The organism is Pseudooceanicola marinus (genome assembly GCF_002786295.1).
GTDB classification, from domain to species: Bacteria; Pseudomonadota; Alphaproteobacteria; order Rhodobacterales; family Rhodobacteraceae; genus Pseudooceanicola; species Pseudooceanicola marinus.
This window is the reverse complement of the sequence record NZ_PGTC01000010.1, coordinates 218,810-243,301: the sequence shown is the minus strand read 5'-3', so window position 1 is coordinate 243,301 and position 24,492 is coordinate 218,810. Positions and strand designations below refer to the sequence as shown.

Sequence of the window (24,492 nt, the reverse complement as noted above, 5' to 3'; positions counted from 1 at the left end):
GATCAGGCGGCGACCACGTCCACGCCCTGGCTGGTGCGCTGGCCCCCGGCCAGCCGCATGGACCCCTTCACCGGCGCCACGTCGAAATAGTCCCGCCCCCGCGCGATGACGATGTGATCGCTGCCTGCCAGCATGTCGTTGGTGGGATCGAACTCGACCCAGCCCATGTCCTTGCCGCACCAGGCCCGCACCCAGGCGTGCATGGCGTCCGCCCCTTCCAGGCGCGGCTGCCCCTCGGGCGGCAGGGTGCGCAGGAAGCCCGAGACATAGCCCGCAGGAATGCCCAGCGACCGCAGCGCGCAGATCTGGATATGGGTGAAGTCCTGGCAGACCCCGCGCCGCAGCGAAAAGGCCTCGTCCAGGGGCGTGTCGACCATGGTGGCCGTCGCGTCGAACGTCATGTCGCGGTGCAGCGCCCGGGTCACCGCCATGGCGGCCCCGAAGGCGGTATCTGCGGGACGCGCGACCTCTTCGGCCCAGGCGGCAATCTCGGCATTCACGGGCACGCGGGGCGAGGCCGGCAGGTAGGTCTGCGGCGCCTCCCCCAGGACCGAGGGCTGCGCCGCGATCTCGCGCAGGAACTTGCCCCGGTCGGGTGACACGTCGAGCCCCGGTTCCACGTCCAGCCGCTCGACCTTCGCCTCCATCAGGAACTCGGTCGAAGGCAGCGGGTCGCGATAGGCGATCTCGGTGCAGATGTTGCCGAAGAAATCCCGCCGGGTCAGTTGTTCGGCGGGCAGTGGGCGGCAGGTCAGCCGCGCCTCCTGCACCTGCTGGACACCGGGAATGCTGGGCGGCGTGACGCGCAGCAGGTGACGGCCCACGTCGGCGGGGCTGTCGTATTGGTAGAGAATGCGCAGGCGAACCGAATAGAGCATTGCTACCTCAGGTAGGTATCGGCCAGCAGGCCGGAGAAGGCCGCGGTGGCGTTGGAAATCTCGACCAGCCGGGCCGGGGTGATCTGCTCCGCCGGGGTCGTGGCCAGCTCGGTCCGCAGCTTCATCACCTCGGCGCGGATCGGCGTCGGCTTGCCCGACAGGTCATGGGTCAGCTTCTCCAGCCAGTCGAGGTGGCCGAGGATGTCATCCAGCTGCGCCAGGACCGAACGCGGGTAGTTTTCATCCAGAAGCAGCAGGTCCAGCACGGTTTCCCGGGTAAAGGCGGCGGAGAAGCGCATCCGGTGGGTCATCACCGCGTCGCCCGCCTCGATCGCGATCTCGTAGGTGCCATGCGGCGTGTCGGGCTGGGTGAAGCCGACCAGCATGGAGGCGGTGGACCAGGCGCGTTCGATTGCCCGCCCCAGCGACAGGAAGCGCCAGCCGGTGGCGTGGTACATATTCTCGTGCACCAGACCGGAGAAGCCGGAGATCTTGCGCAGCAGCACCGACAGGGCACGGGCGGCATCATGGCCGGGTTTCAGGCGCGGGGCCTGGTTTGCGGCCGTGCGGCGCAGATCGGTCAGGGCGTTCCAGCCATCGGTGGAGAAGCGGTCGCGGATACGCCCCGCCGATCCCATGGCAGCATCCAGGTCAGCCATCAGCCCTGGCGGGAGAGGCTGCGTCGCATCCACCCCCTGCCCAGCCAGGTACTGGCCCAGGTATTGCACCAGCGGAAGGTCATCCCGCCCCGTCTCGGCCAGGCGCAGGTGATAGGCCCGTTGCAGGCGGATCTTCTGTTCGACCCGTTCCGAATAGCGGCCCAGCCAGAACAGGTTGTCCGCCGCCCGCGTCGGCAGCGCCGCCAGCTGCGGCAGCGACGGCCGCGCGCCGGTCGCCCCGGCCAGCAGCGTGTCGTCGGGCGTGGGCTGCGATCCCACGACCCAGATGTCGCAGACCGATCCGCCCCGCTGCACCGAGATGTCGGCGGAGGCATCGGAATGGCCCACGCGGGCGAAGCCGCCGGGCATCACCTGCCACCCCTGCGAGGTCCGCGCCAGGATCACCCGCATCGAGAAGGGCCGCGCGACCAGCCGCCCGTCGTCCAGTGCGGGCGCGGTGGACAGCGACACGATCTGCTGCGCCGCAAGCGCCCCCGCCTCCTGCTCGATCATACCCGGGTCGAAGGGCTCCCCGTCGGCCCGCTTGCCGCCGATCACCGCCTCGGGGGAATGATCGAAGGGCAGGCTGGTCGAAAGGGCGCGGTCGATCGTCATCCGCGACGCATTGGCCTTCACGTAGTCACGGGCCGAGGCAGAACCGCACCACCAGGTGGCGATGTTGGGCAGATTCAGCTCCCGCCCCAGAAGGCGCCGGGCGATCGCGGGGATGAAGGCCATAAGGGCGCGGGTTTCCAGCACCCCCGACCCGGGCGCGTTGACCATGGTCAGCTGCCCGGCACGCAGCGCCGACAGGATGCCTGGCGTGCCGATCTGGCTGTCCTCGTTCAGCTCCAGCGGGTCCAGCCAGGCGCTGTCCAGCCGCCGCCACAGCACCGAGATCGGCTTCAGCCCGCCGACCGTATGCACCATCAGGCGGCCGTCGCGCACCACCAGGTCCTCGCCCTGCACCAGCAGGAAGCCGAGGTAGCGGGCGATATAGGCATGTTCGAAATAGGTGTCGTTCAGCGGCCCCGGGGTCAGGATCGCCACGCGGCTGTCCTCCTCCGCGCGCAGGGCCAAAAGGGCATCGCGGAAGCCGCGGAAGAACCCGGCCAGCCGCGCCACGTTGGCCTGGGTCACCTGGCCGGGGAAGCTGCGCGCGGCGGCCATGCGGGTTTCCAGCGCGAAACCCGCGCCAGATGGCGCCTGGGCCCGGTCGCCCAGCACCCACCAGTGTCCTTCCGGGCCGCGCCCGATGTCGAAGGCCAGCATGTGCAGGTGATGGCCCGACCGCGGCGCCACGCCCACCATCGGGCGCAGCCATTCCGGATTCGAGGTCAGCAGATCCGCCGGGAGCAGCCCGTCCGCCACCAGCTGGTTGGGCCCATAGAGATCGGCCATGATCCGTTCCAGCAAATCCGCCCGCTCGATCAGCCCGGCGGCGATCCCGTCCCATTCCGACTGCTCGATCAAGAGCGGCAGATGGGCCAGCGGCCATTCCCGCTCTTCCTCGCTGTCGGGGCCGTAGTGGCGGAAGAAGACCCCGGCATCGCGCAGGTACTGGCTGCCCCGCGCACAGGCCAGGTCCAGCTCCTCGCGCGGCATGGCGGCGATCTGATCCAGGAAGCCCTTCCAGACCGGGCGCACCACGCCGTTGCCGTCCAGCAGTTCGTCCGGCACGCCCTTGAGCGGCCTGTACTCGGCCAGCAGCGCCGCCAGCGGGTCGGCGGCCTGGGCCGGGACGGTTCCCGGTCCTTGGCTCTGTGATTTGGACGGCGACGAACCTGACTGGGACGGACCGCCGGCGTTCCCGGAATCGGACGGGATCATCGCGAAACCTCCTCGCGATGTCGCCTGCCGAACTGGGGCTGGCCGGTCATGCTGTCTCCTCCCGGGGTGCGACGGCCCGGGCGGAGATCGCCCGGGTCAGGCCCCTCTAGATGCCCGGACCGCGCCGTAAATCAAGGGTCATCGGGAATTCGCGGTGATATATTTCCTGCGGCGGCAGGTAGGCGCCGGGGTTGTGGCCAAAGGGTTCGAAGCGGGCCAGGCGGCGCGCCTCGGCCTCGTTCGCGTTCACCGGGAAGGTATCATAGTTGCGCCCGCCTGGGTGCGCGACGTGGTAGGTACAGCCGCCGATGGCGCGGCCCGACCAGGTGTCGAAGATGTCCAGCGTCAGCGGCGCGTGCACCGGAATCACCGGATGCATCGCCTCGGGCGGCTGCCAGGCCTTGTAGCGCAGCCCGGCCACCGACACGCCCGCGCTGTCGGTCTTGGTCATCGGCAGGCGGCGCCCGTTGCAGGTCACCGCGTACCGCCCGGGATCGGCGCCCGACAGCTTCACCTGCAACCGCTCGGTCGAGCTGTCGGTGTAGCGCACCGTGCCGCCGATGGCGCCGGTCTCGCCCAGCACATGCCAGGGCTCCAACGCCTGACGCAGCTCCAGGTGGACGCCCTCATATTCGACCTCGCCGCAGAAGGGGAAGCGGAACTCCTGCTGGGCCACGTACCAGTCGGGGCGGAAGTCGAAGCCGTGGCGGCGCAGGTCGCCCAGCACGTCCATGAAATCCTCCCAGACGAAATGCGGCAGCATGAAGCGATCATGCAACGTGGTGCCCCAGCGGGTGAAATCCCCGCCCATGGGCGCATTCCAGTAGCGCACCAGAAGCGCCCGGATCAGCAGTTGCTGGGCCAGGGACATGCGCGGATCGGGCGGCATCTCGAAGCCGCGGAACTCGACCAGCCCGAGGCGCCCCGTGGGCCCATCGGGCGAGAACAGCTTATCGATACAGATCTCGGCCCGGTGGGTGTTGCCGGTGACATCGGTCAGCAGGTTGCGCAGCAGCCGGTCGGTCAGCCACGGCAGCGGTTGCACCCCCTGACCCGGCGCCGGGATCTGGCTCAGCGCGATCTCCAGCTCGTAGAGGTTGTCAGCCCGGCCCTCGTCCACGCGCGGCGCCTGGCTGGTTGGGCCAATGAAGAGACCGGAGAAGAGGTAGGACATCGCCGGATGCCGCTGCCAGTGCAGCACGAGGCTGCGCAGCAGGTCCGGGCGGCGCAGGAAGGGGCTGTCGTTGGTGGTGGCGCCCCCGACGACAACATGGTTGCCGCCGCCCGTGCCGGTGTGCTTGCCGTCGATCATGAACTTGTCGGCACCCAGCCGGGTCAGGCGGGCCTCTTCATAGACCGCCTCGGTGATCGACCGGCATTCGTCCCAGGTGGACGCGGGATGCACGTTCACCTCGATCACGCCCGGATCTGGGGCCACGCGGATCACGTTCAGGCGCGGATCATGGGGCGGCGCGTAGCCCTCGATATGCACCGGCAGGTCCAGTTCTTCCGCCGCGGCCTCGGCGGCCGCCAGAAGCTCCAGGTAATCCTCCACCGTGGTCACGGGGGGCATGAAGACGCACAGGCGCCCGTCGCGCGGCTCCACCGCCAGGGCGGTGCGCACGGCGCCCGCGCCGGAGTCGCCCACCATCTGCTGCTCGCTGACCGATTGCTGTTCCGCATCGGGGCGGAAGCTGGCGCGCGCCTGGTCGCTGTCGGCGCGCCCCTCAAGCCGGGCCTGGATCGCGGCGCGAGCCTCGACCCGGGCCTCGGCGCCCGAAGGGTGCCCCTCTTCGCGCGCGTCCCGCTTAAAGCCCCCCTCCTCCGGGGTCTCCGTGGCCTCCTCGGCATCGAAATCGGGCAGATCGCCCCGCTCGACCGTGGGATCGGCGGGGTTGATGTAGGGATAGCGCGACTCCGGCACATGCGGCAGCGAGTCGAGCGGCATGCGGTAACCCACCGGACTGTCGCCGGGGATCAGGAAGATATGGCCGCGCCGGAACTGCCACAGCTCGGTCTGCCAACGGCCCGAGCTGGAGCGCCCCTGCCAACGCTGGATCGGCAGGACGTGCCCCGAGGGTTTCGTCAGCCCCCGCTCGAAGACCCGCACGATGCGGTTGCGCTCTTCCGGGTTCTTCAGCTTGGAGTTCTGCGGGGTGACGTTATCGGGCAGTTGCGCCTCTTTCAGGATCCATTCCGCCGGATCCTCATAGGCGGGCTGCACGCAGTCCTCCTCGACCCCCAGAACCTTGGCCATGGCCTTCAGGAAGGCATCGCCCTTCTCGGGTGGCAGGTCCTGGTCATCCTTTTCCTTGGCGATCAGGTCGGCGTTCTTCCACACCGGCTTGCCGTCCTGGCGCCAGTAGAGGGAGAAGGTCCAGCGCGGCAGCGTCTCGCCCGGATACCACTTGCCCTGGCCGTAATGCAGGAAGCCGCCCGGCGCGAAACGGTCCCGCAGCCGCCGGATCAGCCCGTCGGCCAGCCCGCGTTTCATCGGGCCCACGGCGGCGGTGTTCCATTCGGCGCTTTCGAAGTCGTCGATCGACACGAAGGTCGGCTCGCCGCCCATGGTCAGGCGCATGTCGGCGGCGGCAATCGCCTCATCCACCTTGCCGCCCAGGTCGTTCAGCGCCTCCCAGGCCTCCTCCGAGAAGGGTTTGGAGATGCGCGGATGTTCCGCCACGCGGGTCACGGTCATGTCGAAGTCGAAATCGACCTCCGGCGCGCCATCCGAAGAAAAGCCCCCGGCGATCGGGGCAGCGTTGGAATAGTGCGGCGTGGCGGCCAGGGGGATGTGGCTTTCCCCGGTCAACAGGCCGCTGGTCGGATCCAGGCCGATCCAGCCCGCGCCGGGCAGATAGACCTCGGCCCAGGCGTGCAGGTCGGTGAAATCGTGATCGGTGCCCGAGGGGCCATCCAGCGCCTCCAGGTCCGGTTTCAGCTGGATCAGGTAACCCGACACAAATCGTGCCGCGAAACCGAGGTGCCGTAGGATGTCGATCAACAGCCACGACGTATCGCGGCAAGACCCCTTGCCGATTTTCAGCGTCTCTTCCGGGGTCTGCACCCCCGGCTCCATCCGTATGACATAGCCGATCATCTCGGCCAGGTGGGCGTTCAGCCCGACCAGCATGTCGACGGTGCGCTGCTCGCTGCGGTCGATGGTGGCCAGAAGCGCCTTCATCCGTTTTCCGGGGCGCAGCGGCTTGCGATAGACCTTCAGGTCACCCTTGATGTCGTCAGGGTAGTCGAAGGGCCAGACCTCGGCCACGTCCTCGACAAAGAAATCGAAGGGGTTGTAGACCGACATGTCGGCCACAAGATCGACCTCGATCTTGAACTCGCGCACCGGCTCGGGGAAGACATAGCGCGCCATCCAGTTGCCGTAGACGTCCTGCTGCAGGTTCACGAAATGCTTCTCCGGCGTGACCTTCAGCGAATGGGAAATGACCCGGGTGCGCGAATGCGGTGCCGGTCGCAGACGGATGATCTGTGGCCCCAGCGTGACCGGCCGGTCGTATTTGTAGTGGGTCAGGTGATGAATGGCCGCCTTGATCGACATGAGTCCGCCTTTTGGCAATTGCGTCCTGGAATGGTCCCGCTCAGGCTTCCATGCTTTGCCGTCCGCTGGCAACGGATTGTGCAGGGTGCAGGCGGGTGACGTGGCAACCGTGGCGGAACTGCCCGCCCGCGAGGCAGCCCGGCAGGGCGCCGCCGGGGCGGCCAAATCCCCTTGGCGGTGCCCCGGCGCGCGGCTAGAAAGGCGGTCCCATCAGACGAGGTCCTACCTGTGAGCACCCCCGCCCCCACCGACGCCGCCCCCCGTATCGCCCGCCTGATCGCGACAGAGATCAGCGCCCGGCCCGAACAGGTCAGCGCCGCCGTCACCCTGCTGGACGAAGGCGCCACGGTGCCCTTCGTCGCCCGCTACCGGAAGGAAGTGACCGGGGGCCTCGACGACACGCAGCTGCGCACCCTGGCCGACCGCCTGGCCTACCTGCGGGAGTTGGAGGACCGGCGCGGCGCCATCCTCAAGTCCATCGATTCACAGGACAAACTGACGGATGAGCTGGCCCTGTCCATTGCCCGGGCCGAGACCAAGGCGCAGCTGGAAGACATCTACCTGCCCTACAAGCCCAAGCGCCGCACCAAGGCGATGATCGCCAAGGAGAACGGGCTGGAGCCGCTGGCCGAGGCGATCCTGGCCGATCACGCCGCCGACCCGGAGGCCCTGGCCGCCGGTTACGTCACCGAGGCCGTGCCGGACACCAAGGCCGCGCTGAACGGGGCGCGGGACATCCTGACCGAGCGGCTGGCTGAGGACGCCGATCTGGTGGGCGCCCTGCGGGATTTCATGCAGCGCGCGGCGGTGATCCGCGCCCGCGTGGTCGAGGGCAAGGAACAGGAAGGCGCCAAGTTCTCCGACTACTTCGACCATACCGAAAGCTGGGCCAAGGTGCCCTCGCACCGGGCCCTGGCCATGCTGCGCGCCTCCAACGAGGGCGTGGTGACGGTGGAAATCGTCCCGGCCGAGGATCAGGCCGACCGCCCCGTGGACATGATCGCCGCGAAGCTGGGCGCGAGCGGCACCGGGCCGGGCGATGCCTGGCTGCGCAAGGTCGCCGGTTGGACCTGGCGGGTGAAACTGTCGCTGTCGATGACGCTTGACCTCTTGTCGGACATGCGCACCCGCGCCCATGACGAGGCCATCGCCGTCTTTGCCCGCAACCTCAAGGACCTGCTGCTGGCCGCCCCCGCGGGCGCCAAGGCGACCCTGGGCCTCGACCCGGGCATCCGTACCGGCGTCAAGGCTGCCGTGGTGGATGAAACGGGCAAGCTGCTGGCGACCGATACGCTCTACCCCTTCCAGCCGAAGAAGGACGTCGAGGGCGCAAGCCGCGCCATCCTGGCCATGGTCGCGAAACACAACGTCGGCCTGATCGCCATCGGCAACGGCACCGCAAGCCGCGAAACCGAACGGCTTGTGGCTGACGCCCTGAAACGCCTGCCCGACAGCGTGGAAAAGCCCACCAAGGTCGTGGTCAGCGAGGCCGGCGCCTCGGTCTACTCGGCCTCCGAACTGGCGGCGCGGGAGTTTCCCGATCTCGACGTCAGCTTGCGCGGCGCGGTCTCCATTGCGCGGCGCCTTCAGGATCCACTGGCCGAGCTGGTGAAGATCGAACCGAAAAGCATCGGGGTGGGCCAGTACCAGCACGATGTCGACCAGCACCGCCTGGCCAAGTCGCTGGAAGCGGTGGTCGAGGATGCGGTGAACGCCGTGGGTGTCGACCTGAACACCGCCTCGGCGGCGCTGCTGTCCCATGTCTCGGGCCTGGGCCCGGGCCTCGCCGAGGCCATCGTGGCACACCGCGAGATGGAGGGCGCCTTCCGCTCGCGCCGCGATCTGCTGAAGGTGGCGCGCCTCGGTCCGCGCGCGTTTGAGCAATGCGCGGGCTTCCTGCGCATCCGCGACGGGTCCGAGCCGCTGGATGCCTCCGCCGTGCACCCCGAAGCCTACGACGTGGCGCGCAAGATCGTCTCGGCCTGTGGTCGCGACCTGCGGCAGATCATGGGCAACGAGCAGGCGCTGAAGGGGCTGCGCGCGGAACAGTTCGTCGATGACCGCTTCGGCCTGCCCACCGTGCGTGACATCCTGTCGGAACTGGAAAAGCCCGGCCGCGACCCGCGCCCCAGCTTCAAGACCGCCAGCTTTGCCGACGGGATCGAGGAGATCTCGGACCTGCGCCCCGGCATGGTGCTGGAAGGCACGGTGACCAACGTCGCGGCCTTCGGCGCCTTCGTCGACATCGGGGTGCACCAGGACGGGCTGGTCCACGTCAGCCAGCTGGCCGACCGCTTCGTCAAGGATCCGCATGAGGTGGTGAAGGCGGGCGACGTGGTGAAGGTCACGGTCACCGAGGTGGACGCGCCGCGCAAACGCATCGGCCTGTCGATGAAGAAGGACGGCGGCGCCTCGGCCCGCGATGCGAAACGCGAACGCGACACCGGCCCCGCGGCTCCGCGCGGCAATGGCGGCGGACGCGGTGGCCCCAAGGGGCGCAGCGGGGGCGGAGGCGCCCCGCGCGGTGGCCAGAGCGGGCCGAAGAGCGACGCGCCCGGCGCGCTGGGCGCGGCCCTGATGGACGCGATGAAGAAGCGTTGAGGCCCAGCCTCAGCCCTTCGGGAAGAAACCGGTCATCAGCGGATCGGCATAGTCGCGGATCAGCGCCGCGCGCGAGGGCCAACGCCCGGCGCGCGCGGCCATGTCCACCGCCGAATTGATCAGCCCCATCACGCATTGCGAGGCGATGGCCGGGTCCACCGCCCGGATCGTACCCTCGGCGATCCCGTCCGAGATCATCCCGGCGAAACGCCGCGCCAGCCGGTCTGACCGGGCGATGGCCTCCGGCCGGATCTCCTCCGGCAGGGCCAGCAGCGCCGTGTCGCGCAGAAGCGGTTCCTCCCCGCCCAGCTGGGCCTCCAGCAGCGTCGAGATGGCGGTGCCCAGCTTTTCCCATTCGCTCAACGGCAGGGCTGCGGCCCGGTGCTGGGTCGCCGTGACCCGGCTGAAGGAGCGGTCGAAACAGGCGCGCACCAGGTCGTCCTTGCCGGACAGGTGGTGGTAGAAACTGCCCTTCGACAGTTGCAGCTCTCCGGCGATGCGCTCGACGGAGGCGCCGCGATAGCCCCGGTCGTTGATCAGCCGCGTGGCGACCCGCAGGTAGGCCTCGGGCGAGGCGCCAGGCGGCGGCGCCTCCTGCTCTTCGACCCGCAAAGGGGCAACCTGCCACCCCTGCCCCGAAGGCGCCAGCCCATGCTCCAGCAGATCCGCCAGCCGAGCCTCGACGCGGGGAAAATCCTCCACCGCGTAGAGGCGCAGCCAGGTGCGCGACCAGTGCAACACGTCGCAAAGGAGCTGCGCGCGGGCCAGCGCCCGGCCCTTGCCGCCTGTCTCGCCCGTCCCCGGCTCCGCCTCGCAGGGGCCGATCCGCTCGGCCACGCGGGCGACCAGCTCGAAGTAGCGCGAGATCAGCCGGCTGCGCGCGGGTTCCTCCAGCGCGCGCATGTCCGACAACACGGTCAGCGGCGCCTCTTCGTCCCGGCGGATCGCGGCGGCCAGGGCAAAGTTGCGGGCCAGCACTGCACACAGGTAGGCCCGCGGGCCAAGTTCCGGTGCGTCATCCGGGTCCACGACACGGGCGAAGCGGGTCAGCGCATCCTCGACCGCAGCCTCGGCCAGCAGGTCCTTCTTGCGGAAGTAGTAGGTGACGGAATTGGTGTTCAGCCCCACCATTGCGGCCACGCCCACAAGGGTCAGCCCCTTCAGGCCCCGCCCTGCAATCTGCCGGGCCGCGGCGGCGATGATCGCCTCGCGCTTCAATCGGTAGCGGTCGGTTTCGCCCTGGGCCTCAGCGGCGGGGCGTGGAAGGTCAGAGGCGTCCATCCCCCTCGATAGCAGCCGCCATGCGGGCTGTCATCCTGGCGTCACCGGCAACCGCCAGCGACAGCGGCCTATCCAGGTACGCGACACAGCGTTGGCCAACATGCCCCTGCCCCTGCTCGTCAGGCCCCGTCCGACGCGACCCGGGTGACAGCCGGAGTGCTGTGACGGTCGTAGCGTCGACCTTGCCAGCGCAGCCAGGCCGCGCCAGCCACCAGTGCCAGCACCGGCGTCCCGATCAACCACAACAGCGCCGCAAGCCCGAGTGGCGCCCCCAGAGAGAGAGCACCGCCGGCGAGCCCCAGGGCCGCGGCACCGCCGAGCACCGTCAGGACGATCCCGCCACCGTCGGGCATCTGCGCCACGCCTTCGATCTGCTGTTCAGCCATCCGACCCTCTTCTGCTGTCCACACGCGGACAGCATGGGCCAAAGGTCTTAATGCATGGTAACGCGCCTCAGGCCTGATCGGGCGCCTGCGGAAAGAGCCCCGACACCCGGCGGCCGAGCGCATCCATGTAGGTCAGGATCACCGGCACCACGACCAGCGTCAGCACCGAGGAGGAGATCAGCCCGCCGATCACCGCATGGGCCATCGGCGCGTTCTGCCCGGACCCGCCGTGCAGATTCAGCGCCAGGGGCATCATCCCGAAGATCATCGCCAGCGTTGTCATCACGATGGGCCGGAACCGCGTCGCGCCCGCCTCGACCAGCGCATCGAACAGGTGCCAGCCCGCGCGCACGTGCTGGTTGGCGTTGTCGACCAGCAGGATGGCGTTCTTCACCACCAGGCCCATCAACATGATGAACCCGATGGCCGAGAACATGTTCAGCGTGGATCCCCCGACCAGCAGCCCCAGCATCACCCCGATCAGCGCCAGCGGCAGCGAGGACATGATGGCGAAGGGTTGCAGGAAGGACCCGAATTGGGAGGCCAGCACCAGGTAGATGAAGATCACCGCCAGCAGCAGGGCCGAGCCCGCGGAGGAGGTGGTTTCGGCGATATCCTCGGCGTCGCCCCCCATGGTGGCGCGGTAGCCCGGGGGCGTGGCCAGGGCGTCGATCTTCTCCTGCACGCCGGGCGTCACCTCGCCCGTGGTCAGCCCGTCAAGGTTCGCCGTGACCCGAACCGAGCGTTGGCGATCCTCGCGGTTGATCTCGCCCGGGCCCTCGGTGCGCTCCACCTCGGCCAGCTGATCCAGGCGGATCACCCCGCTGCCGTCCGGCGCGGCGGCCACCGGCAGCGCCCCCAGGGCCGAGACGTCATCGCGGAAGGCCTCCGGCAGGCGGATCGTCACGTCCACTGAATTGCCCTGCGGGTCGGTCCAGTCGGACACGGTGGAGCCGCTGAGCATCGGGTTCAGCGCGTCCCCCACCTGGCGCAGCGAGACGCCCAGGTCCGAAGCCGCGTCACGGTCGATGCGGATGCCCACGGTGGGCTGCGGATCATCGAGAGAGGTGCGCACGTCCACCAGCCCCTCGACCTCGCGCATGTCACGGGCCAGCTCCGCCGCCAGCCGTTCCAGCACATCGAGGTTGTCGCCGAAGATCTTCACTTGGACCGGTGCCTCGACCCCGCCCAGACCGCCAGCGGCGGAGACGATGTACTCCGCGCCCGGCACTGTCTTCAGGCTCTCCCGCACAGGACCGGCCAGGTCATCCGGCGTCCGCTGGCGCTCCAGCGGCGGGGACATGCGGGCGAAGATCGTGGCCACGTTGCTGCCCGAGGTCGTGCCGGAGTTGATGGTGGCATAGGTGTCAACGATCTCGGGGAAGTCGTCGCGCAGGACGCGGTCAACCTGGGTGATCTTGCGTGCCGTGCGGTCGATGGTGGCGCCCACGGGCAGGGTCATCTCGATCTGGATTTCGGAGTTGTCGGCAGGTGGCACGAACTCCGCCCCGACCATCGGGAAGGTCGCCAGCCCTGCCACGAAGGCCAGCACCGCCGACAGCAGGGTCATCTTGCGCCAGCGCAGGCAGATCCGCAGCAGTGCCACGTAGCGCCGCCCGATCCATTCGAAGAAACGGTCGAACTGCGCCACCGTGCGCCCGACGATCCCGCGTTTCGCATCCGGCGCCGCCGAGGGGTCGTACCAGACCGAGGACAGCATCGGGTCGAGCGTGAAGGACACGAAAAGCGAGATCAGCACCGCGACCGAAACCGTGACCCCGAACTGCAGGAAGAACCGGCCCAGGATGCCTTCCATGAAGGCCACGGGCAGGAAGACGGCGACGATCGACAGGGTGGTGGCCAGCACGGCCAGGCCGATCTCGTTGGTGCCATCCAGCGCCGCGTCATGGTGCGTCTTGCCCATGTGCAGGTGGCGCATGATATTCTCGCGCACCACGATGGCGTCGTCGATCAGGATGCCGACGGCCAGCGACAGCGCCATCATCGACATCATGTTCAGGGTGAAACCGAGGAAGTAGATCACCGCCATGGTGCCGATGATCGAGATCGGCAGGGTCAGCCCGGTGATCACGGTGGACCGCCAGGAGTTCAGGAAGAGGAAGACGATGGCGGTGGCCAGCAGCGCCCCCTCGATCAGCATTGACTGCACCGACTCGAAGCTTTCCTCCACCGGCTTGGCGTTGTCGCGGATCACCTCCAGTTTGACGCCCTCGAACTGGCTTTCGCGCGACATGCGCTCCAGCTCGGCGCGCACCTGCTCGGCCACGGCGACGGTGTTGGACCCTTGGGTTTTCACCACGTCCACGGCCAGCGCGCGGCGACCGTCCAACATGGCCAGGCTTTCCTCGTCCGCCAGGTCCAGGCCGATGTCGGCCACGTCGCCCAGGCGCACGGGCTGGCCGCCCCGCCGGGCGATGATGATGTCGCGGAAATCACGCAGCGCGGGGATGCGGCCCTGCACCTGCACCGACTGCGCGCTGGTGCCGCCGGTCACTTCGCCCGCCGGCAGGTCGGTGTTGTCGGCGCGCAGGGCGGCGATCACCTCGGACACGCCCAGCCCCAGGGCGGCCTGGCGATCCGGGTCGATCTCGATCTGCCCCTCGCGCGGCAAGCCCCCGACGACCGAGGCCCGCCCGACGCCAGAGATATTGGCCAGCCGGGTCGCGATCACGTCCTCGGCCAGCCGGGTCATCGCCCCCTGGGACATCTCGTCGGAGGAGATCCCGATGGACAGCACCGGCAGCTCGTTCGGATCGAAGCGCAGGATCTGCGGCTCATTCGCGGCATCCGGGAACTCACCCTCGATCTGGGCCAGCTTGTCGCGCACCTCCTGCGCGGCGGTGGCGCTGTCGACCTCCAGATCGAAGATCATCAGCACGAAGGAGGCGCTGGTCTGGGCGGTAGACTGGATGCTGTCGAGGCCCGAGATGGTGGATACCGCATCCTCGATCGGTTCGACGATGTCGGCCTCCACCGCCTCCGGCGTGGCACCGGGGTAGGAGGTGACCACGGCCACCACCGGGAAATCCACGTCCGGCAGCTGTTCCACCGGCAGGCGCTGGTAGGAAAAGAGGCCGATCACCAGCATGGCCACCATGACCATGGTGGCAAAGACCGGCTGGCCAACCGAGATGCGGGTGAGGATCATTGGTCCTCTCCTACCACCAGGATCCGGCTGCCCGCGCGCAGCTGATCCAACGGTTGCGCGACGATCACGTCACCCGGTTCCAGGCCCGCGGCGATCTCGACCACGGCGCCGGCCTCCCAGGTGCGGGCGACCTCGACGGGCTGGCGCACGACACGGTCGCCGTCGCGTTTCAGAACGAAGGGGCCGTCGTCATCCTCGCGCAGGGCGTCGGCGGGGATGCCGAGGGCGTCCTCCTTTTCCTCCAGCACGACGCGACCGGCGGCGAACATTCCGCCACGCAGCAGGATCTCGGGGTTCTCGATCACCACGTAGACGGGCAGCATGCGCGTACCCTCGATTGCCACCGGGCTGATCCGGTCGACGGTGCCGGTGAAATCCCGGCCGGCAACGCCTTCGACCGACAGTTCGACCACCTGGCCGGCGGCCAGCTCGGGCGTGTAGCGGACGGGCACGGCGGCCTCGAATTCCAGCGTCGACAGGTCCACTAGCGACAGCAGCGCGGTGCCGGTGGCGACATAGGCACCCGGATCGACCTCCCGCGCGGAGATCACGCCGACGAAGGGCGCCACGACGCGGGCGTGCTTCAGGCTTTCCTCGGCATTCGCGACGGCCTTCTCCTGCGCGGCCAGCGAAGCCGCCAGTTGATCCACCTCGGCCTGGCCGGCGTCCAGCTGACTTTCGGGCGACAGGCCGCGACCGACCAGGGACTGAGTTCGTTCCAGCTGGGTCTGCGCCAGGCGCAGCTGCGCGCGGGTGGCCTCGGCCGTGGCGCGCTGCTGATCCAGCTGGTTGCGCAGGGTTTCCACGTCCAGTTGCACCAAAAGCTGACCGGCCTCGACCGCATCGCCCGCGCGCACCAGCACCTCGGTCACCCGGGCGGAAACCTCCGCCGGGATCGCCAGTTGCCGCGACGGCGACAGGGAGCCGGTGGCCTTCACCGTCTCGCGCAGGCGGGCGGGCTGCACCTCGGCCAATTCGGAGGGCAGCAGTTGCATGACCTGATCGGCCGGTTCGGCGGCCTCTGTCGGCGCAGCATCGCTCGCGACCTCACCTTCCGCACCCTCTTCGCCGCGCAAGCTGGCAAGCCTCTCGGCCCCGCCGGAGATGTACCAGGCCGCGCCACCCGCCAGCGCGAGAGCCAGCACCAGCCAGAGGATCCAGCCGCGCCGCTTCCGCGGCGGCTCGCCCGCTGCGGCCCGCGCCTTGGCGCGACGCTCCCGGCGGCTCAGCGCCCAGTCAGGCTTCTCGCTTGCGTCCCGCGTCCCGGGCGCATCGCCGGTGCCGTCAGTCTTCGCCATCTGTCTTGCTCTCCTGCGGCTCGGCCTGGCAATCCTGCCCGATCCGCGCCGCCCATTCGTCCATGAAATCCGCCGAACGGCGGTAGAAATCGGCGAAATCCTCGACCCGGCCCTGCGCCGCCTCCATGCCCTCCGGGAAGGCCCCGGCCAGCCGGGTGATGGCCTCCGCGCTGGTGCGGAAGCGCCGGGTCACCGTCTGCAACAGGGCCAGGCTGGGGTTCGGCACCGCCAGCCAGGCGTCCTGCCGCGCGCCCAGTGGGCGCACGCGGCGCAGCGCTCCGGTGTCTTCCAGCAGCCGCGCGTTGGTGGAGGCCGAGCCCTTGGAGATCTGCAGCGCGTCGCACATCTGTTGCAGGCTGCGCGGCTCTCCGGCGACGATCAGGTAGGCCAGGACCTGCCCCGCGATGCGCGGACGCCCTTCGGAGTGCCAGAGCTGGCCCATGGCCTGGATGAATTCGTCAATCGCCGCATCGTTCATGACGCCCGTGGTGACACGAGCGGCGATTCCGTTCAATCAGGAATGAACGTACTGAACGCAACGTGATCGCACCTGCGCCGAACCCTGCGCCTAGTGGTGCGCGTCGCCGCTTGCGGCGCGGATCGTCTCGGCCCGGGCAATCAGGGTATCGGGGGCGGCGGCCAGCGCCGCACCGTCCACCTGCGACAGCGCCTCCGCCTCGTCGCGCGGCACGCCGAAACTGCGCAGCACGGCGGCGACGGACAGGCAATCATCGCCCGGCTGGTCGACCCCGGTTTCCTCGCGGATCAGCACCGACAGAACGGCGGTCTTCAGGATATTCTTCACCAGCCAGTCCGGCAGCGCGCAGAACCGCCCCGAGGCCGTGCCCTCCGCCAGGTAGCGCGGCAAGGGTTCCTCCAGCATGTCGACCGGGCCCAGCCCCGTGCGGGTGGAGAAGCAGCCGATGATCCGGTAGCGGCGACAGGTCTGGATGAACCGCTTGATGTCATGGGCCAGCGCCCGCGCCGGATCCTCGGAGACGCGCGGCTCCTGCAGCACCATCTCCAGGATCTCGTGGCCCATGGTGATCTTGGCGGCATGCAGCAGCGCCTCCACCGTATCGAAGTACTTGTAGAAGGTGCCCCGTGCCACGCCGGCCTCGGCGACGATATCCTCGATCACCACGTCGCCATGGGGCTTGGCCGCGAAGACCAGCACCGCCGCCTCGATCAGGCGGTGGCGCATCTTCTCGCGGCGCTGCGCGGCGACGACCTTCCTGTGGTCCCCGGTCATGTCGCGCGCGCCTTCGTGGTGTCGTCGCCCGCCTCGGGGCGTTTCACCCCGAAGACGGCGCAGTACAGCGCGGGCGCGAACAGCAGGGTAATCAGCGTCCCGGCGATGATGCCGCCCATCATGGCGTAGGCCATCGGACCCCAGAACACCTGGCGCGAGATCGGGATCAGCGCCAGCGAGGCCGCCGCCGCCGTCAGCAGGATCGGCCGGGCGCGACTGTCGGAAGCCTCGAACACCGCTTCCCAGCGGGTGCGCCCGCGATCCAGCAGGTCCTTCACCTCCTGGAAGAGGATGATCGAGTTGCGGATCAGGATGCCGATCAGGGCCAGGACGCCCAGGATCGCGACGAAGCCCAGGGGCGCGCCGGCGGGCAGCAGGGCCGCCACCACGCCGATCATCCCCAGGGGTGCCACGGCAAGCACCACGAACATCAGGCGGAAGCTCTGCATCTGGACCATCACCAGGGTCAGCATGATCAGCACCATGATCGGCACGACCGCCGCGATCGGCTCCTGGCTCTCGGCCGAGCTTTCGACCGAACCGCCCACCTCGACGCTATAGGCGGCGGGCAGGTCGGCGGCGAAGGCGTCGATGGCCGGCGCCAGGTCGGCAACCACGGTCGCCGGCTGATCGCCGTTGGTGATCGCGGCCTTGACGGTGATCGTCGGCACCCGGTCTTCCTGGTGGATGACGGGCTGTTCGGTGGTCCATTCCAGCCGGGCGAAGGCCGACAGCGGAATGGGCGTGCCCTGGGCATTGCCCAGTTGCAGGTTCTCCAGCGCTTCCAGCGTCGTCCGGTCCGCCTCGACGCCTCGCGCCAGCACCGAGATCAGTTTCGTCCCGCTGCGCAGGTCGGTGATCGGCGCCCCCTCGAAGAGGGAATAGAGCGCCTGGCCCACGTCCTGCTGGGTCAGCCCCAGCTGGCGCAGGCGGGCCTGGTCCAGCACCACGCGCACGACGCGGGCCGGTTCGTTCCAGTCCAGAGAGATCGCGGTCAGGCGCGGGTCCTCGGACAGCGTCGCGGCCAGGTCACGAGCGTGATCGCGCAGGGTTTCATAGTCCGGCCCGGCCACCCGGTATTGCACCGGCTTGCCCACGGGCGGGCCCATTTCGACAAACTTGGGGAAATATTCCGCCGCCGGGCGCGTCTTGTCGAAGGCCGCGATCTTGTCGCGCAGCCGGTCCCGTGCCTCGTTGGTTTCAGTCATCAGGATGATCTGGCCGATGTTCGGCGTCGCGGTCAGCGCATCCAGCGTCAGCAGGAAGCGCGGCGCGCCGCGGCCCACGTAGGTCGACCAGTACTGCGCCTCGGGCTGCTCGGCCAGCCAGGCCTCGAAGACCTTGATCTCGGCATTGGTGGCGTCGAAATCCGCGTTCTGGCGCAGGGTCACGTCCACCATGATCTCGTTGCGGTCCGAGGTCGGGAAGAACTGCTGTTCCACCTTCTGCAACCCGACGATGGAGACGCCGAAGGCCGCGACGGTCAGCACGATGGTCAGCCACTTGAATCGCATCGCCCCGCGCAGCACCACGTGGAAGGTCCGGCGGATGCGGCCCGCCTTGTGTTCCTCGTGCTTCATCTTCCGGGGCAGGAAGGTCGCCCCCAGCACGGGCGCGAAGAGCACCGCCACCACCCAGGAGATGACCAGCGAAATGGCGATCACGTAGAACAGCGAGCGGGTGTATTCCCCTGCCTGACTGGCGTTCAGCCCGATCGGGATGAAGCCCGCCACGGTGACCAGCGTGCCGGTCAGCATCGGGAAGGCGATCGAGGTCCAGGCATAGCTGGCGGCCTTGCCCAGGCTTTCGCCCAGTTCAAGCCGCGAGATCATCGTCTCGATGGCGATCATCGCGTCATCGACCAGCAGGCCAAGCGCGATGATCAGCGCCCCCAGCGAGATCCGCTGCAGGGTGATCCCCATGGCATCCAGGATGACGAAGGTGATCGCCAGCACCAGCGGGATCGACAGCGACACCACCAGCCCCGCCCGCAGGCCCAGCGACACGAAGGAGACGGCCAGAACGATCACCACCGCCTCGACCAACGCCTTGACGAAGTGGTTGATCGATTCCTCCACCACATGCGGCTGGTCGGCGACCTTGTGCATCTCGATCCCCACCGGCAGCTCCTCGGCGACCCGGTCCATCAGACCGTGCAGATCCTCGCCGAAGTCGAGGATGTTCTCGCCCTCGCGCATGCCGATGATCAGCGCGATCCCCTCGTCTCCGTTGAAGCGGAAAAGAGAGGATGGCGGATCCTCGTAGCCCGCGGTCACATCGGCCACGTCGGCCAGGGTGAAGAAGGTCTTGCCTGCGCGCAGCGGCGCATAGGCCAGGTCCTCGGCGGAGGTGAACTGGCCGGTGACCCGCACCAGGATCTGTTCCTCCCCGGTGTGGATGAAGCCCGAGGGCACGATGGCGTTCTGCGCCGCCAGGGTATCCATCACCGTCTGCTTGTCGAGGCCGAGCGCGGCCAGCCGCGCGGTGGAGAACTCGACATGCACCACCGGGTCGCGCACGCCCAGAAGCTCCACCTTGCCGGCGGCATCCAGTTGCAGCACGGCGGAGCGCACCTCCTCCACCCGCTGTTCCAGTTCGCGCGGGCTGAAGCCGTCGGCGGTGAAGGCATAGATGGACCCGTAGACGTCGCCGAAATCGTCGTTGAAGAAAAAGCCGCCGAATTCCTCCGGCATGTCGCCGCGGATGTCGGACATCATGTTGCGCACCTTCAGCCAGTTGGCCTCCACCGCCGGGCCACGCACCTCTGGCAGCAGGTCGACGTAGACCACGGTCTGGCCCGGGTAGGTGACGGAGCGGGTGGTATCGAGGGTGTCCAGCTCCTGCAGCTTCTTCTCGATCCGGTCGGTGACCTGGGTCACGGTTTCCTCGGCCGTGGCGCCGGGCAGCGCGGCGGAGACGACCATGGTCTTGATGGTGAAGCTGGGATCCTCCTCGCGCCCCATGGAGGCATAGGCGAAGGCGCCCGCGGCAAGGCTGACGATCATCAGGAACCACACGAAGGAGCGGTGGTTCAGCGCCCAGTCGGACAGGTTGAAGCCCTTTTTCATTGCTCACGCTCCCCGACCGGCTGGCCGTCTTCCAGGGACTGCGCCCCACGCACGATGATTTCGTCGCCCACGGCGATGCCGCTGCGAATCTCGACCCGGTCGCCGATCACGGCGCCCAGGGTAACCGGCACGCGATGCACGCGCCGGGCGCCGGGCCCCACACGCCAGACCGCAGGGTCGCCGTCGGCACCGATGATGGCGGCGCGCGGCAGGGTCATCACCGCCTCCGCCTCGGCCTTGTAGGTGGCCGAGATCAGGCTGCCGATGCGAAAGACGCTTTCGTCGCCGGTGATCGTCAGACGCAGGCGGCGCGCGCGCAGGGCCTCGTCGGCCACGGGTTCCACCAGGCGCAGACGGGCCGGTACGGCGCGCTCGCCGCCCTCGTGGCGGCGCAGTTCGAACCGGGCGTCCTCCGGCAGCAACTTCAGGAAATCGCCGGGCACGTCGATCACCGCCTCGCGGTCGGTCAGCCCCGCCAGCACGACGACCGTGGTGCCAGCCGACACCACGGTGCCGGTCTCGACGGGAGTGTCCAGCACCACGCCGTCCATAGGCGCGGTGAGACTGCCGTAGGTCAGCGCCTCCTGGGCTGCGGCCAGATCCGCCTCGGCGGCGGCGACCTGGGCGGCCGTGGCATCACGATTGGCCAGCGCCTGTTCGACCTGCGCCTGGGCGGCGATGTCGCGATCCGCCAGGGCGCGGACGCGGGAATAGCTCTGCTCGGCGAAATCGGCCTCGGCCCGGGCCGAGGACAGGGCGGCCTCGGCGGCGCGCAGGTCTTCCTGCAGGCTGACCCGGTCGAGCACTGCCAGCACCTCGTCGCGGGCCACGACATCGCCCGGCGCCACGTCCAGCCGCGCGATGCGGCCGATGGTCTGGAAGGCCAGCTCGGCCTGGTGCTTGGCCTCTATCGTGCCCGGGAAGGCACGCTGCCGGGTCGGGTCGGCGGAGACGATTTCGGTCACCACAGGGCGCGGGGCACGGGCCTCCGCCGCGCCTTCGGCCGCCTCCTCGGCGGCGCGAGATGCCAGGGGGGCGATCAGAAGAAGCAGCGCCGCCAGCAGCAGGGCCACAGGGGCGCGGCGGGCGTTAACTTGATGGGTCATTGCGCATCCTCCAGCACGATCACCTGGCGACCGGGGAACAGCGCATGCGACCCTTCGGCCACCACGCGATCCCCGCCGGTCAGCCCCGAGGCGACCTCGACCCGATCCCGGGTGAAGCCCTCGATCTCGATCTGCTGCAATTCCACCCGGTCCGTTCCCTCGGGCAGGCGCCAGACAGCGGGGGCCCCCTCTGCGGAGGTCAGCGCCGTCCAGGGCACCGAGATCACGGGACGCCCGGTCAGGCGCAGCTCTCCGATGACGGCCTCGCCGATGGTAAAGCCATGAGCCACATCGCCGGTGATCGCGGCCTTGGCTGTCACCGTGCCGGTCTCAGCCACGACGGGGGACACTTCGGTCACCGGCACACGCAGGCGCACCTCGCCTTCCAGCGGGCGGATGGCGACCTCCTGACCGAGGATGTCCGACAGGCGCGGATCATCCGGCGTCAGGAAGACCGCCTCGCGCCCTTCCAGCGAGGCAAGGGTGACGATCGGCTGCCCCTCCCCCACGACCTGGCCGGGTTCGGCGCTGCGGTCGGTGACGATGGCATCGTCGACGGCGGTCAGAATGGTATCCTCGAAAGCACGGCGCGCGGTGGCCAGCTGCGCCTCGGCCTGGTCACGGGCGGCGCGGGCGGTCAGATAGGCCTCGGTCGCGCTGTCCAGGTCCGCCTGGGTGCCCGAGCCGCGCTCCAGCAGGCTTTCGGCGCGGGTCCGGGCCTGGTCCGCCTGGTCCAGCGCGGCCTGGGTGGCATCGACGGAGGCGCGGGCGGCGCGCAGGGCCGCCTCGGTGCGGGTCGGATCGACCCGGGCGATCTCATCCCCTTTCTGCACCTCGTCACCCACGTCGACGGCGACGGAGATCACCCGCCCGCCATCGCGGAACCCAGCCGGGTAGCTGTCCAGCGCCTCGATGGTGCCGGTCAGGCGGATGCTGCGTTCGGGCGCGGTCATGCGGGCATCGACGACGGTTACCGGCAGGGCCGAGGCCGGGGCCGAAGCCGCGACCGGGGTCGCCTCCTCCGCCGCGCGGGCGACGGGCGGCAGGGCCAGGGTGATGAGAGCAGGCAGGGCAAGCAGGGCCAGGGCCCCGCGCCGGGTCGGTGTTCCTGTCATGCAGGCCTCCTGAAACGCGCCGGTTCGAGGCGAAGAGATTCACCGAAATGACAAAATTGTCAAGATGACATCAATGTCACCGTTCTGTCACACGCCGATGCGTCTCCCCTTCCCCCGCCCCATACGAAAAGGGCCCCGCGCGATGGCGGGGCCCGGGTTGGCCCGAACGGATCGGGCCGATGTGGTCTGCTGATCCGGCGGTCAGAAGGTCCTGGCCAGCGTGACCTTGAAGGTGCGGCCAGCGGCGTTGCGGGCCGACAGGCGGGGCCCGTAGGTTTCATCCGACAGGTTTTCCACGCCGAAACGCACCTCGGTGCCGTCGAAGCCGCCCATCTGCGGCTTGTAGGTGGCCCGCAGGTTGTAGAGCGTGTAGCCGTCCGCCTCGGTGCCGCGGTCGATGTCGTCGACGAAGACGGTTTCCAGCGACATATCCAGCGTCTCGCCGAACTTCTGCCCCAGGGTCAGGCGCAGCTCGTCTGCCGGCGCCATGTCCGACCAGCCGCGCGTGCCGTCGTCATACTGCGAACGAGAGCGCATCATGTTGGCGTTGGCATCGACGTAGAAGCCGCTGTCCATCGAATAGGCCGCTTCCAGTTCCAGGCCCCAGGTGTCGCCGCCGACCTTGCTGGCAAGGAAGGAGGTCATGTCCCAGAAGTGCTGGTTGTAGGCGGTGGCCTTCAGCGCCAGCGCATCGCCCGAGGCGAAGACGTCGAAGCCGTCGTAGCTGACGCCCAGCTGGACCTCGGTCGCCTTCTCTTCCTGCACGATGTAATCTGCGTCATCCAGGTCGTCGATGATGGGCAGGGCCTCGCCGTAGTAGGCCGAGCCGAAGACCGACACGCCATTGTCGAAGCTGTAGAGTGCCCCGATACCGGCGCTGTAGGAGACGTTGTCGTATTCGCCGTAGCCGCCAGCGGTGAAGCGATCCTCGCTCCCGTCGATGGTCTGGGTCTCGATCCGCAGCTCCGGGGTCAGGGTCAGGCGACCGATCTCCATCTCGTCCGTGACGAACAGGGCGGCAACCGTTTCCTTGCCCTCGGGCGCGGATTCCACGACATCGTCGGTGGTCCGGTGGGAGCGCGAGTATTCGACACCCATCTGCAGCATATGATCGACGCCGCCGGAGGCGAATTCCGCCGTGTTCTTCAGCACCAGCTTGGTGGTCCGGGTGCGGTAGCCGGTGTCGGTGAAGGCCAGGTTGCCGGGCACCGGACGCGCCAGCGCATAGTTGTCGATGTAGAGCTCGGAATAGGACAGATCGGCCTCGAAGTGGATCAGGTCCGACGTCGGGCTGTCGTAGTCATAGGACAGGACGATGGTGTCGTCTTCGGTGTCGCGGTCGACATAGCCGAAGATGAAATCGAAGAACTGTTGGCCCACCTGGTTGAAGGGCACGTTCCTTTCCGAGGCCTCGGTGTGCTGCAGCAGCACGCCGACCTGGTGTTCGTCGCTGTCACCGAAGGTCAGGCGCCCGTTGATCACCCAGGACGGTTCCTCGTAGCCCTCGTCGTTGATCGGCTCACCGTCGCCATCCTCGATGATGTCCACCTCGCGGTAGGTATAGTTGCCGAGGATCTCGATGTTCTCGGTGGGCTGCCAGGCCAGGGTCGTGGACGACGCCCAGTAGTCGTTGGAGGAGAACTCCAGCATCTGGCGGACCTTGAACCCGGGTTCCCCGCCGGTCATGTCGGAGGCCTGGATCGGCTCCATCTCCAGCAGGCCGCCGAAGAGGCCCGAGCCGAACGACAGCGTGCCGGCCAGACCACGGGTCACCGCCACCTCGCGGAAGAGCGCCGGGTCGGTGAACAGCTGGGAGCTCATGCGATAGAGTTCATCCGCGCCCTTGGTGGAGCCGCCGATGCTGACACCGATGTGGCTGGAGGCGCCGTAGGATCCGTTGGGCCCGTAGCCGCGGATGTTGATGCCCGAGCTGAGCGGCGTGCGCGCACCGTAGACGCTGACCCCGGGGGCGGATTCCACCAGTTCGGCCACGGTGGAGGCCTGGCGGTCGCGGATCTCTTCCTGATCGACGACGGTCACGGAATTGGCGGTATCGGTCTGCACTTCACGTTTCGAGTCGACGGTGATCGGCGCCAGCACGATCCCGGTGTCGGCGGTCTGGGCGTGAAGCGGGGCGGATAGCAGAGTGGTCGCGGCACTGCACAGAAGCAGCGCGCGCACGGAGGGTCGTGCGGGCATGGGGTGTCCCCTTGGCTGAGTGGATACGGGAGGCTGGCCAAGAGGCTGGCTGATCTTTTTTCGGGCTTGCGTCGGACTCCCCTCCGAC

The 24,492-nt window shown here is 68.7% G+C and carries 14 protein-coding genes; 1 reads left to right on the top strand and 13 read right to left on the bottom strand.

Features of this window, described 5'->3' with window-relative positions; all coding sequences use genetic code 11:
• Positions 1 to 2: 2 nt before the first annotated feature.
• From CVM50_RS05360 to CVM50_RS05350, 3 genes are all read right to left on the bottom strand, one after another.
• Positions 3 to 878: a transglutaminase family protein gene (locus tag CVM50_RS05360; RefSeq protein ID WP_085887641.1), complete on the bottom strand. Its 876-nt coding sequence runs from the start codon at positions 876 to 878 to the stop codon at positions 3 to 5.
• A gap of 2 nt (positions 879 to 880) precedes the next feature.
• The gene (locus tag CVM50_RS05355; protein WP_085887642.1) at positions 881 to 3,367 is read right to left on the bottom strand and encodes a circularly permuted type 2 ATP-grasp protein; all 2,487 of its coding nucleotides are present in this window, start codon (positions 3,365 to 3,367) and stop codon (positions 881 to 883) included.
• Between the two features lie 106 nt (positions 3,368 to 3,473).
• Positions 3,474 to 6,929 (bottom strand): transglutaminase family protein, encoded by a 3,456-nt coding sequence (locus tag CVM50_RS05350; RefSeq protein ID WP_085887643.1) that lies wholly within the window; start codon positions 6,927 to 6,929, stop codon positions 3,474 to 3,476.
• 228 nt (positions 6,930 to 7,157) lie between these two features.
• Between CVM50_RS05350 and CVM50_RS05345 the strand changes: the two genes are divergently transcribed.
• Complete coding sequence (locus CVM50_RS05345; protein ID WP_085887644.1) at positions 7,158 to 9,530, top strand: Tex family protein; 2,373 nt, start codon at positions 7,158 to 7,160, stop codon at positions 9,528 to 9,530.
• Positions 9,531 to 9,539: 9 nt separating this feature from the next.
• Here CVM50_RS05345 and CVM50_RS05340 read toward each other — a convergent pair whose 3' ends face one another.
• From CVM50_RS05340 to CVM50_RS05295, 10 genes are all read right to left on the bottom strand, one after another.
• Positions 9,540 to 10,811, bottom strand: coding sequence for a TetR/AcrR family transcriptional regulator (locus CVM50_RS05340; RefSeq protein WP_085887645.1), 1,272 nt, complete (start codon positions 10,809 to 10,811; stop codon positions 9,540 to 9,542).
• A gap of 119 nt (positions 10,812 to 10,930) precedes the next feature.
• A complete protein-coding gene (locus tag CVM50_RS05335; protein WP_085887646.1) occupies positions 10,931 to 11,197 on the bottom strand; it encodes a hypothetical protein in 267 nt (88 codons plus the stop codon).
• Positions 11,198 to 11,264: 67 nt separating this feature from the next.
• Positions 11,265 to 14,366 (bottom strand): efflux RND transporter permease subunit, encoded by a 3,102-nt coding sequence (locus tag CVM50_RS05330; protein ID WP_085887647.1) that lies wholly within the window; start codon positions 14,364 to 14,366, stop codon positions 11,265 to 11,267.
• Positions 14,363 to 15,664 (bottom strand): efflux RND transporter periplasmic adaptor subunit, encoded by a 1,302-nt coding sequence (locus CVM50_RS05325; protein WP_085887648.1) that lies wholly within the window; start codon positions 15,662 to 15,664, stop codon positions 14,363 to 14,365. Before CVM50_RS05325 ends, CVM50_RS05330 begins: the two co-directional genes overlap by 4 nt.
• Positions 15,651 to 16,178, bottom strand: coding sequence for a GbsR/MarR family transcriptional regulator (locus CVM50_RS05320; RefSeq protein ID WP_157792130.1), 528 nt, complete (start codon positions 16,176 to 16,178; stop codon positions 15,651 to 15,653). The genes CVM50_RS05325 and CVM50_RS05320 overlap by 14 nt, the downstream gene beginning before the upstream one ends.
• Positions 16,179 to 16,232: 54 nt before the next feature.
• Positions 16,233 to 16,916, bottom strand: coding sequence for a TetR/AcrR family transcriptional regulator (locus CVM50_RS05315; RefSeq protein ID WP_085887650.1), 684 nt, complete (start codon positions 16,914 to 16,916; stop codon positions 16,233 to 16,235).
• Positions 16,913 to 19,984, bottom strand: a complete 3,072-nt coding sequence (locus tag CVM50_RS05310; RefSeq protein ID WP_085887651.1) for an efflux RND transporter permease subunit — start codon at positions 19,982 to 19,984, stop codon at positions 16,913 to 16,915. The genes CVM50_RS05315 and CVM50_RS05310 overlap by 4 nt, the downstream gene beginning before the upstream one ends.
• The gene (locus CVM50_RS05305; protein WP_085887652.1) at positions 19,981 to 21,090 is read right to left on the bottom strand and encodes an efflux RND transporter periplasmic adaptor subunit; all 1,110 of its coding nucleotides are present in this window, start codon (positions 21,088 to 21,090) and stop codon (positions 19,981 to 19,983) included. The genes CVM50_RS05310 and CVM50_RS05305 overlap by 4 nt, the downstream gene beginning before the upstream one ends.
• Positions 21,087 to 22,205, bottom strand: coding sequence for an efflux RND transporter periplasmic adaptor subunit (locus CVM50_RS05300; protein WP_085887653.1), 1,119 nt, complete (start codon positions 22,203 to 22,205; stop codon positions 21,087 to 21,089). The genes CVM50_RS05305 and CVM50_RS05300 overlap by 4 nt, the downstream gene beginning before the upstream one ends.
• A gap of 201 nt (positions 22,206 to 22,406) precedes the next feature.
• The gene (locus CVM50_RS05295) at positions 22,407 to 24,404 is read right to left on the bottom strand and encodes a TonB-dependent receptor plug domain-containing protein (RefSeq protein ID WP_085887654.1); all 1,998 of its coding nucleotides are present in this window, start codon (positions 24,402 to 24,404) and stop codon (positions 22,407 to 22,409) included.
• Between the last annotated feature and the right edge of the window lie 88 nt (positions 24,405 to 24,492).